13 protein-coding genes are annotated in these 16,873 nt (G+C 62.0%); 6 read left to right on the top strand and 7 right to left on the bottom strand.

The window, feature by feature from the left end; all coding sequences use genetic code 11:
• Positions 1-1,314: 1,314 nt before the first annotated feature.
• The 7 genes from AC2ETI_RS28150 to AC2ETI_RS28120 form a co-directional block, all read right to left on the bottom strand.
• A complete protein-coding gene (locus tag AC2ETI_RS28150; protein ID WP_030003089.1) occupies positions 1,315-2,319 on the bottom strand; it encodes a sugar phosphate isomerase/epimerase family protein in 1,005 nt (334 codons plus the stop codon).
• Positions 2,316-3,455: a Gfo/Idh/MocA family protein gene (locus AC2ETI_RS28145; RefSeq protein ID WP_030003088.1), complete on the bottom strand. Its 1,140-nt coding sequence runs from the start codon at positions 3,453-3,455 to the stop codon at positions 2,316-2,318. The genes AC2ETI_RS28150 and AC2ETI_RS28145 overlap by 4 nt, the downstream gene beginning before the upstream one ends.
• A gap of 62 nt (positions 3,456-3,517) precedes the next feature.
• On the bottom strand, positions 3,518-4,531 hold the full coding sequence (gene iolC / locus AC2ETI_RS28140) for a 5-dehydro-2-deoxygluconokinase (RefSeq protein WP_030003087.1): 1,014 nt from the start codon (positions 4,529-4,531) through the stop codon (positions 3,518-3,520).
• Complete coding sequence (locus AC2ETI_RS28135) at positions 4,528-5,436, bottom strand: hypothetical protein (RefSeq protein WP_051636664.1); 909 nt, start codon at positions 5,434-5,436, stop codon at positions 4,528-4,530. The genes iolC and AC2ETI_RS28135 overlap by 4 nt, the downstream gene beginning before the upstream one ends.
• A complete protein-coding gene (locus AC2ETI_RS28130) occupies positions 5,433-6,401 on the bottom strand; it encodes a cyclase family protein (protein WP_030003085.1) in 969 nt (322 codons plus the stop codon). Before AC2ETI_RS28130 ends, AC2ETI_RS28135 begins: the two co-directional genes overlap by 4 nt.
• A gap of 112 nt (positions 6,402-6,513) precedes the next feature.
• Positions 6,514-7,389, bottom strand: coding sequence for a Gfo/Idh/MocA family protein (locus AC2ETI_RS28125; protein ID WP_030003084.1), 876 nt, complete (start codon positions 7,387-7,389; stop codon positions 6,514-6,516).
• 86 nt (positions 7,390-7,475) lie between these two features.
• Entirely contained in the window at positions 7,476-8,969 is a 1,494-nt protein-coding gene (locus AC2ETI_RS28120; RefSeq protein WP_158510664.1) for an APC family permease, read from the bottom strand.
• A 251-nt stretch (positions 8,970-9,220) separates the two neighbouring features.
• On the opposite strand from AC2ETI_RS28120, the gene AC2ETI_RS28115 reads away from it, so the two are divergent.
• The 6 genes from AC2ETI_RS28115 to AC2ETI_RS28090 all read left to right on the top strand — a co-directional run bounded on the left by AC2ETI_RS28115 (position 9,221) and on the right by AC2ETI_RS28090 (position 16,742).
• Positions 9,221-10,486, top strand: a complete 1,266-nt coding sequence (locus AC2ETI_RS28115) for an FAD-dependent oxidoreductase (RefSeq protein WP_081051259.1) — start codon at positions 9,221-9,223, stop codon at positions 10,484-10,486.
• Positions 10,487-10,555: 69 nt separating this feature from the next.
• Positions 10,556-12,214, top strand: coding sequence for a cytochrome P450 (locus tag AC2ETI_RS28110; RefSeq protein WP_059016415.1), 1,659 nt, complete (start codon positions 10,556-10,558; stop codon positions 12,212-12,214).
• A gap of 157 nt (positions 12,215-12,371) precedes the next feature.
• The gene (locus AC2ETI_RS28105) at positions 12,372-13,931 is read left to right on the top strand and encodes an NAD-dependent succinate-semialdehyde dehydrogenase (protein WP_081051287.1); all 1,560 of its coding nucleotides are present in this window, start codon (positions 12,372-12,374) and stop codon (positions 13,929-13,931) included.
• Positions 13,932-14,000: 69 nt separating this feature from the next.
• Complete coding sequence (locus AC2ETI_RS28100; protein ID WP_244891540.1) at positions 14,001-14,702, top strand: TetR/AcrR family transcriptional regulator; 702 nt, start codon at positions 14,001-14,003, stop codon at positions 14,700-14,702.
• A 153-nt stretch (positions 14,703-14,855) separates the two neighbouring features.
• Positions 14,856-15,374: a VOC family protein gene (locus tag AC2ETI_RS28095; RefSeq protein WP_158510665.1), complete on the top strand. Its 519-nt coding sequence runs from the start codon at positions 14,856-14,858 to the stop codon at positions 15,372-15,374.
• Positions 15,375-15,599: 225 nt separating this feature from the next.
• Complete coding sequence (locus tag AC2ETI_RS28090; protein ID WP_030003077.1) at positions 15,600-16,742, top strand: MFS transporter; 1,143 nt, start codon at positions 15,600-15,602, stop codon at positions 16,740-16,742.
• The last annotated feature ends 131 nt before the right edge of the window (positions 16,743-16,873 follow it).

The following is a 16,873-nucleotide window of genomic DNA, read 5'->3' as shown; positions in this document are numbered from 1 at the left end:
GGCGGGGTGGTCATTCCGAACGCCGTGGATTCCGATGCATCGACATGATGAATGCTTCGTCGATCTGCACTGCCGACACACCGAGCAACACGGCGGCTCAGCGAGAGCGTCCTATGCGCCGCCGGACGGCCCAGAGGGTTGATGCGTGCGGTGAGGTCGACTTCATCGAGTCCATCGCGACGATGTTCCGAATACCGGCTGCGAGAAGAATATTCGCGCACGCAACGCGGACGGCGTCGTCGAGGTACCCGCCGGCCGCCTACGATTGCTGACACAGAGTAGATGTCGCCGACGAGATACGGCGTTAGATCGATGTGTGAGCAGGTGACACCACCACCCTCCTTCGCACGCTGTCCACTAAACACTCCGCCGCGTGGCGGTAGTCGACCCCGACCTGGCTTCGCCGAGGACCCATCAGCCTGATGTGCCCCATATGTACCCATCCTCATAACCCGTCGAGCTGTCGGCAGCGGGATGAAGGTCGGTCGCCGTCCCCTCCCGGTCATCGTGGAGGTCAACTAACTGACGGTGCTGCACATCGCGCAGTCATAAACATCTCGCGTCGCCTCGTTGATAAGGGACACTTGATTCCCGGCACGGTGGTGGTATTGGTTCGGTTGGAAAGTTCCGAGTCGTACCGAACTGCATCGTGCGTAATTCGCGATAGGTGATGCGGCCACCTCGGGCAACGACGGGCGGTCACCCGGGGAAGTGAAGTACATCGTCTTGGGTGACGTGCTCGGAGGCTATGGTGATGCGTACGGCCGACTCGATTGTGCTTTGTCTGCGCAGAACGAGCGTCATGGGCTGGGCCCGATCAAAAGTTTTCGAAATCGGGTGCCGTTAAACTGCGTAGTTCGCTGTCCGCGTGCGAATGGAGCCTCTCTGATCGGACCGCTCGACCGAATAAACGAGACAACAGACGATCGAAACCGGAGGTTCGGCGGGCAGTGTGGGTGTCAGCGTCACATGACGGCAAGGACTGGGTTGCATGGTCGAAGCACAACAGCATGGAGCCGACCGGCAGTTTGAGCATGTCCTGGACTGGCAGCTCAGCGAAGTGTTCTTCATATAGTTTGTCGGATTTTTCTCTTTCGAGGGCTTTCATGTGGGCATTGATAATTGCGTCTTCGAATGCCAACCCAACCAGTCCTTTCACGATGACGGCGGGACGATATCTCAGCGTCCGTGTGGTTTGATGACGACGTTTTCGCGCGCCGTCGTTTTCGGGGCTTGTGCGGCAAAACGGCGAACAATCAGTGGCCAAGTACGGTGGCTGTAACGACGAACATCACCATATATGGCATCCGATTTTCACTGTGTGGCGAGCTCGCGTTCGTAGTATTCGATTCCTTCACGAATTTCACGCAGGGGGTCCACGGACATGTCGATCTCTGCCACACCCCAACCACTCCACTGTTTCTCACGCAAAATCTTCGTCCATTCGTGCCAGTCCACAACGCCCCCGGACCCCATAACGCGGAAGTTCTTGATCATGGCGTCGTGGCGGACCATCGGCGGACCGCTGAGGGTGTGTGGTGGTAGATGGACGGAGCAGTCTTTCCAGTGCAGCACGGGCGCGCGCTCGGAGTGCGAGCTGATCACCGCGAGTGGGTCGCCACCGTCGAGAGCAATGTGGCCCGCATCGACGCACAGTTTCACGCGTGCTGGGTCGGTCTGCGTCATGAGCGCGTCGATGTCTACTGTGCGCGAGGCAAGCGAGTACGCATCGGTGTGGATCGCTAGATGCAGGCCTGCATTGGCCGCGACCGCGCCGATACCGTTCAGTTGGTCGGCGACCCGGCTGAGGAGTTCCGTATCGCTGGGTGCGTCGAAATCTGCAGATGAGGCTTCGGCGCCTTCGATCTCGGAGAACTGGGCGCGAGGGATGGTGCTGGTGATCAACGTCGGACAGCCGACCTCGCGGAGGAACGCGGCGTGTTCTGCGGTGTTCTCGTGGAGTTCCTGCTCGGCCAGTCGGAGGGAGCGGTCGTCGGGGGCGTCGAGCACCGCCTTCAACTGCACAGGTAAGGCGTAGCTCGACGAGAGTACGAGGTTGCGGTTGTCCAGTTCTCTTTTGAACCCTGCCGCGGATCCGTATGCCCGTAGCGCGTTGGCCCAACCGCCGGGTGCTGGTGCGAGTTCGATTCCGCTTAATCCTGCCGCCGCCGCGCCGTTGAGCATTCCGTCGAAGAATCGTTGCGGGTCGTCGTCGACCAGCTTTTCCCATGCATCGTAAGGTAGGTCCGCCGGCAGGCCCCAGTAGGTCGGGTTGAAGAAGGTGACGATGTCGGTGCTCCATCGCAGATCCAAACTCATGCGGTCACCTCGTCGACGTTGACCCACTGGTGGCTGTCGGCGGAGCGCATGACGGCCTCGATGACTCGCTGGGTGCGTGTGGCATCGGCGAAGCTGGGTGATCCGGCGCGTCCTTCGACGATCGCGCGCACGAATTTCTGAAGCTGGAGGGCCGCGTCGTCGATATAGCCGGATCCCATGCCGCCGAGTGGGTACCAGTAGTCCTCGTGGTTCTCGTTCAAGGAAACCGTGCGGAACCCTTGTTGATCTGGCTTGTCACTGACCAGGCTGAGCTTGATCTCATCGGAATGGTTCCAGTCGAATTCGACAGTGCCGCCGGTGCATTCGAGTTCGAAGAACATCCGGTTCTTGCGTCCGGAGGCGTATACGGTGGCGGCGAACGAGCCTATGGCCCCATTGGAGAACTTCGTCATCCACAGTGCGGCGTCGTCGAGGTACTGGCCTTCGCGGCGTTGGTCGTCGGAGAGCCATGCCGAGTTCTCGGCCGGATCCTTGGCGCCGATGATCGCGGTGACGGACTCGATGTCGCCGACCAGATATGACGCGAGGTCGATGATGTGGGAGCCGATGTCACCTGTGACCCCGGACCCACCGGCGCCCTTCTTGGCCCGCCAACCACTGAGTACTCGTCCGAGCGCCCCCACGTCTTGCGTGTAGTGCGCACGAAACTGCAGGGGGTGGCCGAGCGTGCCGTCGTCGAGCATGTGTTTGACAAAGCTGATCGCCGCTGCGTGGCGGTAGTTGAAGCCCACCTGACTGACGGCCGAACTCTTCTCGGCTGCATCCTGCATCAGGTCCGCGTCGGCGAGATCGTTGGTGATGGGCTTTTCCACGAAGACGTGTTTCCCTGCGGCGAGTGCTGCAATGGCGATCTCGGCATGCGATGCGGGCGGGGTGACGATGTCGACGACGTCGATGTCGTCTCGGGCGATAACCTCACGCCAGTCTGCGGACCATTCGTCCCAATTGAGGCGTTTGGCAGCGGCTTTGGCTCGGTCCTCGTCGGCCTCGACCAGTACAGCCTTACGGATGGTGGCCCCGGTGTCGGCGGTGATGGGCGCCAGTGCCCAGCCGAGGCTGTGGGCGTATCCCATGAATCCGCCGCCGCCGATGATGGCGACTTTGATTTCGGTCATGTCGGTACTTCTCCTTCGGTACATCCGTCCTCGACGGGTGAGCGCAGATCGATTTGAATAACTCAGCTAGGGGTAGGGCGCGATGCACGATTGCCGGCACCGCTCGTGCGTGAGTCGGCTGCCTGTGCGGAGAATTCGTTGAGGTCGACCAAAGTGGGCATGGCCAGAGAACATTGGGGGCGGGTGGCCACCAATGCGCCGGCCGCGTTGGCAAAGTCGAGTGTCTGCTGCAGCGACATGCCGTGGAGGAGACCATGGCACAGGGCGCCGCCGAAGGCGTCGCCTGCTCCGAGTCCGTTGACGACATCGACGGGGATGGGCTGCGACACAACACGTTCGGTCCGGGTTGCGGCCATAACCCCGTGTGGGCCCATCTTGACGATCGCCAATTCGATGCCGCGGTCGAGTAGGGCGTCCGCGGCGCGGCCGGGTTCGGTTTCCCCGACTGCAACGCGGCATTCTTCCAGGTTGCCCACGGTGATGGTGACATGGTCGAGTGCTTCGGACACGGCGGTGTGTGCGTGAGCTTCGTTGTCCCAGAACATCGGCCTGTAGTCCAGGTCGAGAATGGTGTTGGGTCGCCGCCCACGCTTGCGCCAGGCCGTGTAGTGCGCAGAGCGGCTCGGCTCACGTGAGAGTCCGGTCGCGGTTGCCCAGAAGATGGGGGCGCGTTCGATGAGGTCGAGTGGGAGGTCACTGTCGTCGACGTACATGTCGGGCGCTGTGGGCTGGCGGTAGATGTAGAGCGGGAAGTCGTCTGGTGGGAATACTTCGCAGAATGTCAGAACTGACTGTAGGCCGGGTACGGACGTGATTCCTGTGTTGTCGACACCGAGACGCGCTATTTCGAGGCGCGCGTATTCGCCGAAAGGATCGGCCCCGGTTCGAGTGACGAGCCGTACCGAGTTCCCGAGCTGTGCAGCAGCAACGGCCACGTTGGTGGCGCTGCCGCCGATTGATTTACTGAAGCTGCGGATGTCCGCGAGTCCCACGCCGAATTGCTCGGGGTAGAGATCGATGCAGACGCGGCCTATGGCGACGATGTCGGGGAGGGCAGTCGTGTGCGTTGTGCTCATGCGAGGCTCGCCCAGACTCGGTCGGTGATTTTCTGCAGGTTGTTCGCGGCGTGCGTCTTCAGGTACGCCTCGGGCTGCGGCGCACTGGTGGCCTCACTCCAGACGGCTCGACCGGCGAGGAAGCCACTGGCTCCGCCCGTGACGGCTGCGGCGGCAGCGGACGGGAAGTTCTCGCCGCTGACGCCCGAGGATAGTACGACCCACGGGCAGTACAGCTGCTCGGAGATCGACCGAGCGGTGGCTACCGCGAGGTCGTGGTCCTGCTCGCTGGTGTAGACGACCTCCGTCTTGTACAGATCGGGTTGAGTTTGCGTGAGATCGGCAGCTGCGGTGATCAGGGCTTCGGCGAAGCCTTCGGATGTCACGGTGTCGCCTTCGCGTGGACGGACGACGCCTTCGAGCACGCCGGGCAGTCCGATGTCCCGGCACCGTGCCATGAATGCGTAAGCAAGGTCGATGGCTTCGGATCGGCGCGACGGGTGCCAGGGGAGGAGAAACTTCAACGCCTTCGCCCCGAAGCGTTCGGTGGTTTCGGCGGTCACGGCGTCGTCGAGCACGGCGATGTCGACAGGACCACCGGGCTCACTGGAGGAAAGAATGTCGGCGGCGAGAATGACGGGGCAACGGGAACTCGTGGCTGCGGCGAAGCCGAAATCCTGGTCGAGCAGCACCCCGCTTGCTGCGTCACCGACCGCGTCGATCACGTGCGCTTTGAACGCCGTCAGGTGCTCGTCCGTGACGACGGTATTGCCGTGCCCTGCGCTGAGCATGTGGCGCAGTGAGCCGCGTTGATCGACTGCAACCATCGTGAACAATCCACGTGCATCACGAAAGATGTCGATTGGGTCGGTGGGGGCTGCGGAGGTTTCGTCGGTAACGAGGTTGGAGGAGAGGGGACTGTTCATCGAATGACCACCGGATTGACGGGGGCGCCACTGGCGCCGGAAATCTTGAGGGGGGCTGCGGTGTAGAGGAAACTCCAGCGCCGGTCGGCAGCGCAGGCCTCGGCGAGAGTGTCGAGTTGGCAGAGCTCGGTAAACGCGACTCCGAGGTTGCGCATGAGTGCGCAGTGCAAGGGAAGCTGGAGTCCGCCGGGATAGAAGCTGAGTTCATTGGCGATGGTGTCGGTGACCAGATTGGGGATTTCCATCGTCTGGAACCACTCGACGAGCTCGCGGCTGTAGACCAGACCTGGCTCGTTCCAGTCTGTGTAGAACTCGTCGCCGACACTGCGATAATACGAACCGATCCAACCGGTGCGGATGATCAAGATGTCGCGCGGTTCGATGGTGGTTCCCTGCGCTGCCGCTGCAGCGAGCAAATCCGCGAGGGTGATCGGCTCACCACGGCCGAGGACGTCTTTTCCTCGGGCGCGGGCCATGTCGATGAGAATCCCACGGCCGACGACACCCTTCTCTGCGATTGGCAGTACCGATGCGCGGCGGAGTTCGCCGACCGTGGTGTCGGCGGAGTAGCCGTTCCAGACCTGACCGCCGTACCAGTAGTGGGCGAGGGCGTCGTACTGGGAGGACCCTTGGGTGAACATTTCGATCTTGTCGTCCGCCCAGTGATGTCCGTCGGACGGTTCGGGCTCCTCGCCGCGCGAGAAGTAGCCTTCGTCCATGACCGGGGTGCGTACAGCCGGTTCGCGGCCCGGCCAGACGGGATCTGGTCGTTCGGTATCGCCGATGGGAATCTGCAGAGTGAACACTTCACCGCTGGTGACTGCTCCGATTCCGCGCATGACTTGCGCGGCGTCGAGGTAGTTGAGGCTGCCGACTTCGTCGTCCGGGCCCCACTTTCCCCAGTTTTTCGGGCTGTCGGGACCGAGTAGTTGTTCAATGGTGGTCGCGTCGATGTCTTCCGACATTATTTCCTCCTTTCGTACGTGCCGACGACGGCTCCGGTGCATACCGGAGCCGTCGTCCGGTGCCCGCGACGCCTCGCCGATCAGCGGAGAAGTCGCGAGCGGTGGGTCCACATCAGCGAGGCTGTGTGGCTTGCTCGAGCAACCGTTGGATGTAGAGCGCGCGGTGAACGTCCACTTCGTGGGAGACTCCGGACTTGACGACCTTGGCGAATTCGCGGCGAATCACGTTGGGTGCCTCCGGGTCTCCGTCCTTGCCGACGAACTCGCACTCGAGTTCACCCTGCTCGGTGTAGACCTTCACGCCGGCAACGTCCGCGACGACAGGGCTGGTCAATGACAGTGCGGCCTGACTGATCACGCCGTTCTCGTGTGTGGCCGTGAGGATGTACCAGCTCTGTGGGTCGCCTTCGCCTCGGACCTCGACGATGGGGCCGACAGCGGCGTCGAGGGTGTCGAGAACGTGGGGTCCGAGATCGAGGAGGCCGCCCTTTTCCACCCGCCACGGCGTGGCGAACGTTCCCCCTGGGAGTGCTGCCTGATTGATGTAGCTTCCGATGGCGCCGATCGGCTTCTGCGACCTGGCCTTTTCGAGAAATGTCCGGATTCGGGGGCTGAACCGGTTGGTGAACATCACCTGTGTGGCGACACCGGACTCGTCGATGGCCTGTGTGAGTTTTTCTGCTTGGGCCAGATCGACCCCGAGCGGTTTCTCAAGCAACATGGGCTTTCCTGCCGCTGCGGCCTGCGCCGCCAGTTCTGCCTGAATGAATGGGGGAACTGCGAAGACGAGCGCGTCGACCGAATCGAGTAGTGCTTCGAACGAGGGCGCTACGGTTCCGCCGAATTCGTCGGCGATTTCTTGTGCGGCCTCCGGGCGGCGTGCCCAGACTGCTGTCAGTTCGGTCTCCGGTCCCCCGGTGATCATCGGTGCGTGGAAGATTTTCGCCCACGGGCCGGCTCCGACCAGTCCGACTCTAACTGCTGACATTTCTCTTCCTCTTTCTGTTGCGGTGACAGTGGTCATGGGGCATTGGCCGTCGGCCCGAAAGTTGGGCGGAGTCCGATGTGGTCGAATCACCGCGTCTGTATGGGTGTCTCGCTGGTCGGATCGGTGTTCGCGTCATCGCCTTCTGCACGGCCGAGGCGAGCGTAGAGATCGGGTCGGTTGCGCTTCATGTATTGAGCCACACCGCAACCCGCGACGATGAACGCGATGGGGACCAGCAACAGCCACAGTTTTTCTCCGGGGGCACCGCCGACGAGTAGGTCGAATCGCACCAGGGCGAAGACGACGACGATGCCGAGGATCACGGCAGCGATCAGTGGCGCGATCGTTACGCGCCAGGCCGTCTCGGTCGCGGGGCGCCCGGTGCGGGCGAAGTATCGGAATACGGCAACGCTGACGAGCGCCATCAACGTCAGAACGCCGGCGGTTCCGAGACCGCTACCTGTGCCGATGATCATGGTCTCGTCCGAGATCAGCAGGGCGCCAAGGATCAGCAGCACAGCGATGACGGTCGAGTTCGCGAAGGACGCCCGGTATGGAGATTTGTGGGTCGGGTGTACACCGGCGAGATACGTCGGCAGCGCGTGGTCGGCGCCGAGGTTCTGCAAGTAGCGGGCGACGACGTTGTGGGTGGAGAGCACAGAGGCGAGTCCGGAGGTAGCCACGAGAACGAGGGTGATCGTGGCCAGGCTGCTGCTGACGTATGTCGCCATCGCGTTGTCGAACATGGTTGTGGGGTCATCCAAGGCGCGATCGGTCGCGCTGGGCCCGTAGGCGATGATCAGCGAGTATGCCGAGAGTGCGTAGAAGCCACCGATGAGAAAAACGGCGAGGTAGGTTGCGCGGGGAATCGTTTTGCGGGGGTCGCGCACTTCGTCGCGGTAGAGCGCGGTGGCTTCGAACCCGATGAAGTTACCGAATGCGAACAGTAGTGCAAGGCCGGTGCCGCTGTTGAAGAACTTCGTCGGGTCCAGCGGGGCCGCGGAGAGTCCGCTGTCTCCGCCTTTGGCGAGGACGAAGACGTTGAAGATGGCTACGAGGATGATTTCGAGGACCATGACGGCTCCCAGAACTTTCGCCGAGAGTTCGATCTGGAAATGTCCGAGGACGGTGATGAGGACCCAGCCCGCAGCTGTGCATGCCCACCAGGGGATGGAGGGGCCTCCTAGCGCTTCGACGGCGGCGGAGATCATGGTGCCAGAGAAGGTGTATATGCCGACGGTGATCAGCATGTAGGACACCGTGGCGAGGTATGCCCCGCCGACCCCGGGCGTTTTGCCCAGCCCGAGAGTGATGTAGGCGTAGAAGGCGCCGGGGCGGCGGATGTGTCTGGTCATGGTTGTGTACCCGACGGCGAAGATCGCCAGCCCGGCGGTGGCAATTACCCAAGCCAACGGGGCTGCCTCACCGACGAAGCCGATTGCAAAAGCGATGTAACCGGAGACGGTGACAATGGGCGCCGAGAAGGCGAGCACGCTCAGGACCAGTGATGTCGCGCCTAGATTGCCCGACAGGCGAGTTGCTGAGGGGTCACGCCCGGGGGTATTGGATGCTTCGGTCACGGTGGAATCCCTTGGAGGAGGAGGGGAACGAGTCACGCCGAGCGACTGTGTTGCGCAGATCACTTGTGCGATGGACGCCACACTACCTAACGTTCGTAAGCTATGGAAGACTTCGAGCGATATCGGTCACACAATGTTTACAAACTATAGTGAATCACACCATGACTCACGAACGGTAGTTAGGTAGGGTAGTGTGCGTCACATTGAGCCGGTTCGATCCGGTTACCACTTCCCGCTTACGAGGAGATGCAATGTCGTTCGACTCTGGTCCGCCGACCGCTGACAGGTCTCGGGACACCTCAACGCCGCAGCGGGCGACAGGCCACGTGGCAATCGTCGGGTGTGGCCCCTCAGGCTGCTACACCGCGTTGGCCCTACTAAGGGCGGCGCCCGATGTGCGCATCACCGTCTTCGATACCCGCCCCACCCCCTTCGGGCTGCTGCGATACGGCGTGGCGCCGGACCACCAGGGCATGAAGAACGTCAGCCGCCAATTCGATCGACTGTTCGCATCCGATCACGTCGAGTTCGTCGGCAACACCATTATCGGCCAGGACCTGTCTCTGGACGTGCTCGAAGAGAACTACGACGTTGTCGTCCTCGCGACCGGGCTGGCTGTCGATCGACCGTTGACTGTGCCCGTCGATCCAGACGCTCGGGTCTACGGCGCTGGCCAACTGCTGCGCTACCTCAACGGAGACCCTGACAGCATCCTGAGGCAATCGACACCGCCGTCTCTGGGCGAAGAGGTTCTCATCATTGGTACGGGGAACGTAGCGATGGATGTCGCCCGGCTGCTGTGCAAGGCAGACGACGGCTTCCGCAACTCCGACGTCGACGACGACGCGCGTGACGTCCTGCACACGGCAGGCCTGCGGCACCTGACGCTGCTCTCCCGCGGTCCACGAGACCGCGTCCGGTGGGACGGCTCCATGTTCGCCGAACTCTGCGCACTTCCTGGAGTCGCGGTGTATCTCGATGGTGACCTCGAGGACCGATCCACACTCTCCGCCGAGAGTGGCCGCGATATTCGCGTGGACGTTCGCTTTCGTGAGATTCCGGTCGGAATCGACGCCGACGGTCACCAGAGCGTCATACGTACGCGCTTCCACGACGAACTGGGCGCAGCGGATGACGGATCCGAAGCTTTTGTTCACCGTGCCGACACTGTCGTCACCGCCATGGGTTTCGTGGAGGAAACCGCATATGGTGACTGGGCAGGCCGAGAGGGTGTCGTCCGAGTAGGCGGATGCGGCAGTGGTTTCCTGGGAAACCTTGCCGAGAATCGAACCCTTGCCAAGGATGCCGCCCGCAACATTCTCGCCCGCCTGAGCAACAGCCCTGGCCACATCGGCCTCGACGGAGTGCGCCCGTACCTCCCGCCTGCATCCACCACTTTCAGTGATTGGGCTGCGGTCGACAGGGCTGAGGTCGACCGTGCCCGGCCTGACCGCGTTCGCCGCAAGTTCACCGCGTGGGCCGAGATGGCCGACGTCATAGCCGAATCCAAGAAATGACCACACGCGCGGGTGGCCTCACCGTCCGCGCGCACCCACTTATGCACCGACATACGAAAGGACACTGCCATGACAATGATCCACGTCTGGTATGGCACCGAATCCGGCAACGCAGAGATGGTCGGCGACGAAATAGTCGGCACCCTCACCAGCGCCGGCATCGATGCACGCCTGAGCGAGCTACGCGATCTCACTGCAGCCGACGTCGCCGATGCTCAACTCGCAGTCGTGATCACCTCCACCTACGGCGAAGGCGGGCTTCCGGCCACGACGGAGCCGTTCTATGAGACTCTGGCCGCTGAACGCCCTGATCTGCGCGGACTGCGCTTTGCTGCCTTCGGACTGGGGGACAGCAGCTACGAGAACTACAACAACGCAATCAAGACCGTGGCGAGCCTGCTGATCGAACTCGGCGCGACGCAAATCGGAACCACCGGCAAGCACGACGCCACTACCGGCCTCGATCCGGTGCAGGTCGCGCAGGACTGGGCGCACAACGACGCCCTCCCCATTCTCATTCCCGCTGTAGAAAGGCCCCCCGTGAGCGCGGCACCACCACACGAGGACCTCTTCCCCTGGAGCAACAAGGAATTTCAGGACAACCCGCACCCGTGGTATGACAAAGCCCGAGAGATGGGACCAGTCCATCAGACCGATGAACGCACGTTCGTCGTGCTCGGCTACGACGAAGCGATGAAGTTCGTCAAGGAGCCGAACATGAGCATCCGCGAACCGGACTGGGTCGAGGAAAACCCGTGGCTGGCCTTCGGTCACACCGTCCTCTCCCTCGACCCGCCGGAGCACACGCGCGCCCGCCGTCTGTTCTCCCGATGGTTCACCCCGAAGCTGATCAAGCAGTGGGTCGAGGCCACTCGTACGTCGATGAACGAAATCCTCGCGAACTACGAACCGGGACAAACCCTCGACGCACACTACGACCTGGGCGTACTTCCCACTCACACCACCATGGCGCAGGTCTTGGGCTTCCCCGACGGTGAAGTCGAACCCCTGTTCTGGGCATTGTGGAACGCCATGCTCATCCAGGCCACCGACCCGGCACCGGGAACCCGTGAAAAGTCCATCGAAAGCCTGGACTACATGTTCGACACCACCGCCGCCCTACTGAAGGAAAAGGAGGTTCACCCCGGCAACGGCCTCGCAGACGAGCTCCTCGCAGCAAGCAAACGCGGCGAGATCACCGAGCGTGAAGTACTCGAAAACATGGTGCTGTTCTACATGTCCGGAGCACCCAACCCCGCGTACCTCGTCGGCGCCGGTTTCGAAATCTTCGCAGAGCGCCCCGATGTCCTCGAGGACTACCGTGACAAGCCAGAAGTTCGGGAACGCATCGTCAACGAAATCGCCCGACTGAACCCTGTCGAACTCCTCCTCACACGCTTCCCGACTGAAGACGTCGAAATCGCCGGAACTGTCATCCCAGCCGGTTCGATGGTCAAGTTCCCCATCGGCGCGGTCAACCGCGATCCGGCAGTATTCGAGCACCCCCACGAATTCGATTACACCCGCCCTATCGAAACCAGCCGCAACCTCACCTTCGGCCTCGGAACACACAGCTGCGCAGGACAATTGATCGCTCGCGCTGAGATCGACGTCATCTTCACCATGGTCGCCGAACGATTCAGCAAAGTCACCTTGACCGACACGCCCACACGGGTGATCACCGATCGACTCGTCGCCTACGACAAGATGCCGATCACGTTGAGTTGACTCCACAACCGTGACCGGTGGCGGCGGCACCGCATCTGCGCGCCGCCACCGGTCGCTCCGCAGCGCGAAATGTACTGCGGCAGAGCCCCCGAGGGGGCTTCGAACCACCAAGAAATCTTCTCGACCGACTCTGGTGTATCACCTCGAAGGAATGGCCATGCCCTTGCACGTCACAAACGCTCCAGCTTCCGCATCTGCTCGCACCGGCTCGTTCGACGTCAACGACTGGAAAAGCGCGCTGCACACTGTGCCCACCGGTCTCTACATCGACGGATCGTGGCGTGAATCTTCCGACGGGTCCAGCATTGCGGTGGAGAACCCCGCAACGGGAGAGACCCTCACCGAAATCGCATCGGCAACCACCGAGGACGGCGCAGCCGCACTCGACGCCGCAGTTGCCGCCTCCGACGGCTGGGCGCACACACCCCCACGCTACCGCGGGGAACTGTTACGCCGAGCCTTTGAGGTGCTCACCGAACGCGCCGACTACTTCGCCACCTTGATCACCCTCGAGATGGGCAAACCACTCGCCCAAGCACGTGCCGAGGTCGCCTACGGAGCCGAGTTCTTTCGCTGGTACTCAGAAGAATCGGTGAGAATGGACGGCCGATGGGCAATCTCACCCGACGGCCGCACCCGCCTTCTCACCATGCGTCAGCCCGTCGGCCCCACCCTGATGATCACCCCGTGGAACTTCCCCCTCGCGATGGGAACACGCAAGATCGGACCTGCCATCGCGGCCGGCTGCACCATGGTCGTCAAACCAGCCTCGCAAACCCCACTGACCATGCTTGCTCTGGCAGCACTACTGGCCGAGGTGGGTGTGCCCGCCGGCGTGCTGAACGTGATACCCACCAAGACCAGCGGCAAAGTGATGACACCGTTGATCACCGACCCACGGCTTCGCAAACTAACCTTCACCGGATCCACCCCGGTCGGCAAGGACCTCATCAGACAATCCGCCGATCAGGTGCTTCGCGTCTCAATGGAACTCGGTGGTAACGCACCATTTCTCGTCTTCGAGGACGCCGACCTCGACGCCGCCGTCGAGGGCGCAATGCTCGCGAAGATGCGAAACATGGGCGAGGCATGCACCGCGGCCAATCGATTCCTGGTCCACCAGTCCGTCGCTGCGCAGTTCGCCCAACTACTGTCCGAGAAGATGAGTTCGGAGATACTCGGACAGGGCCTCGACGACGGAGTCACCGTCGGCCCCCTCATCGACGACAAGCAGCGCAGCAAGGTCGCCGAACTCGTCACCGACGCCACCGACCGAGGCGCGGAAATCACCACCGGAGGGCAGCGACTCGATGGACCCGGCTACTTTTACACGCCGACTGTTCTGAACAATGTTCAACCCGGAAGCGCATTGCTCAGAGAAGAAATCTTCGGTCCCGTTGCGCCCATCGCGACATTCACCGACGACGACGCCGCCATCACGCGCGCGAACGACACCGAATACGGCCTTGCTGCATACGCCTACACCTCCAGCAACGCACGCACCGTCAAGGTCGCCGAATCTCTCGATTTCGGCATGATCGGCATCAACCAGGGCATCATTTCGAACGCGGCGGCACCCTTCGGCGGGATGAAACACTCCGGGTTCGGACGCGAAGGCGGCGTCGAGGGAATCGACGAATACCTCGAAACCAAATACGTGGGCATCAATCCCACCGAGACCTCCACGTATCGCGTGCCGAGCAGAGACGCCCGATGACATGACCGGTCCTCGAATCGCGACAGGCGGCCGACCCCTCCGCGTCGAGCGGTGACTATGATCATGTCTGTGACGACCGTTCAGAGGGCATCGACGTACGGGGCAGCAATGCCCTCTGCTCCGGCCGACTCGTTCCGTCAACGCGCCCTCGCCGAGTTCACTCGGCAGTTCGACACCGCCCACCGCGACGACATGTCCCCCGCCAAGCGACGGGTCGTCGAAGCGTTCCTGAAGCTGTGCGTCATCCACGGCATGGACTCCGTCAGCATGCGCACTCTCGCAAAAGAACTGGACATCAAGGCACCCAGCATCTATACGCACTTCCCCGGCGGACGTGATGAGATCATCACCGAATCCCTCCGCTGGCATTTTCACCAGTTCTGCAGCGCGCTCGTCGATGCCGTCCTGCCCACCCAGGATGCGTTCGCGTTCTGGGATGCAATGGTGCGACTTCACTTCACCCGCCAGGTCCAGCTTCCCGAAAGCAACCTGTGGGATCTGATCGTCGCAACGGATCGGACGGCTCACGTTCTTCCCGAAGAACTGAGCAAGAAAGTCTCGCACTGGGTCGGGCTGTACGAATCGCTGTACATCGCGGCCGCTCGCGACATGGGCATCGAAGACACCGACCGCCGAGTAAAAGTGGTCAACACGCTCCTCGAAGGTTCCACACGATGGTTCGGCATGGACCACACCGCCGACGACATCGAGCGCGGAGCCGATCAAGCCGTGCTGATGTGCCGACAGATCCTCTCCCTGCCCATCACCTGACGCCGCCGTCACCCTTCCCGCGCAACAGTTTTCGAAGCATGGAAACTCTGCGCAGAACTCGGTAAAGCGCTATCATCAGATGGCTAACGAATGTTCGTTAGCCATCTCATGTCGCTACTCCCACACGCAAGCGGACGCCCGCCTGGAGGAACAATGATCAATGTCAAGCGAGCCTTCGACCACGTAGGGATGGCAGTTCCCGATCTCGAACAAGCCGTGGACTTTTTCGTCGACGCTCTCGGTTTCGATGTCGTGATCACCGCCGGCCCCTACGATGATTTCGGCTACATCTGGCCAGGTGAAACGTCACCCGAGTTAGGCACACTACGACAGGCGAACCTCGTTCTCGGTGATTCCTTCAACCTGGAACTGCTGGAGTACACGAACCGCACCGCAGAACTGCCGAGTGAGGCGCCGCGTCCTGCAGATCCTGGCGGATGGCACCTGTGCCTGCACGTCGACGACATCGCAACCGCCGGTGCAGAACTGGTCGCCCGCGACGACACGGAATCGATCTCGAAGATCATCCGCGAAGAGGACGACATGGACGGCCTCCAGTGGGCGTACTTCCGCACGGACTGGGGCCTCGTCCTCGAACTCATCCAATGGCACCCCGGAATGCCCTACGAGCGCAAAACCCCACACCGTATGGCGCTCCCGCGTTGGGCCTGACACCTAGTTTCGCTCCCAAAGTCACCCTAGTTCCGTAGCGTCCCTGTGCCGTTGACGATTCGTCGTGTCACAGCTTGGACCGTCATACGACGGGACCTCTTGTCGTGTGGCTCTCGCCGAGGCAACGCACCATTACCTAGGAACCGCTGAACCGCTATGAGCACACCTACCACCCAAACCGACCGGTCACTCACACGAGAACGTTTTGCAGTCTGTGCAGTTTTCGTGGCATTCGGTTTGGTACTCGGCACCTGGGCAGCCCAGCTACCGGCTGTCAAAGCCGCGATCGGCGCCTCGACCTCAGGCATGGGCGCTATCTTGTTCATCCTCGGTCTCGGTGCGTTCCTCGGCATGCAAGCCAGCGGTTATGCCGTCGACCGGTGGGGAAGCGCCCGCATCGCTACCGTCGGTGCCGCAGCCATGGCGCTCGCCCTGTTGCCCCCACTACTTCTGACCTCATGGCCTGCTGTTGCCGGGACAGCGCTCCTTCTCGGTATCGCGGTAGGCATCAGCGAGGTCGGAATGAACGCCGCAGCGGTGGAGGTGGAACGCGACTATCAGCGCCCGATCATGGCGTCGTTTCACGGGATGTTCTCGATCGGAAATGTCATCGGTGCACTCTTCGGTGCCGCAGCTTTCTCCCTGGGGATCGGCAGCGTCGCCACAGCGGTGACCATCACGGTCATCTCCCTGATTCTGGCTTCGGCCGCCGCGCCGACCTTGATCCGCAGACGCACCTCTCATCCCGCAGCACCGCCCGAACCAGAGCACGCCGGCGCGGAGTCGAAGACGGGTATACCGAAGTCACGACCGCGCGGCCGACTGGCCCTCCTGGGGATTCTGGCATTCCTTCTGCTCTTGACCGAGGGCTCGGCGATGGACTGGAGCAGCCTGCACGCTCAAGAGCACCTTGGGGGTTCATCGAGCTCCGGCGCACTTGCCTTGGCCTGTTTCGTATCCGCAATGACTGCCGGCAGATTCACCGTCGATCGAGTAGCCGCACGCATAGGGCCGGTTCACGTGTTACGTGGGGGCGCGATTCTCGCAGTCGCTGGGTTGGTCATCGTCGTTCTCTCACCGATGTTGGCAGTGACATGCCTGGGATGGGTAGTCCTCGGCCTGGGGTTATCCGGTTGTGTACCGCAAGTGTTCACCGCCGCCGGGAACCTCCCTGGATCATCAGGCAAGGAACTTTCACGAGTAGTCGGCGCTGGATACCTCGCAGTCCTCGCTGGTCCGGCCCTTGTCGGGTGGATGGCGGACTTTATCGGACTGAACAATGCGTTCATATTGCCGATGATCGCGATGGTGGTCTGTGTCTGCGCAGCCCATGTGCTCGCACCTCGCAAGCCTGCCGTAGCCGCCTAGACCCGGCTTACTGCCTGTCATCGAGGAAGACGTCAAAAGACAGCGACTTGCCGTGCCCTCGACTTCACCGACGCCAAAAGTCTGTTCCAGACCGCGATATTAAAAGACTCACGTCCTCCAACTGCAACCAT

Source organism: Rhodococcus sp. MurmanLake-1, assembly GCF_056945715.1.
The sequence above is the reverse complement of the archived record's forward strand: the minus strand, read 5'-3'. Positions and strand labels throughout refer to the sequence as shown.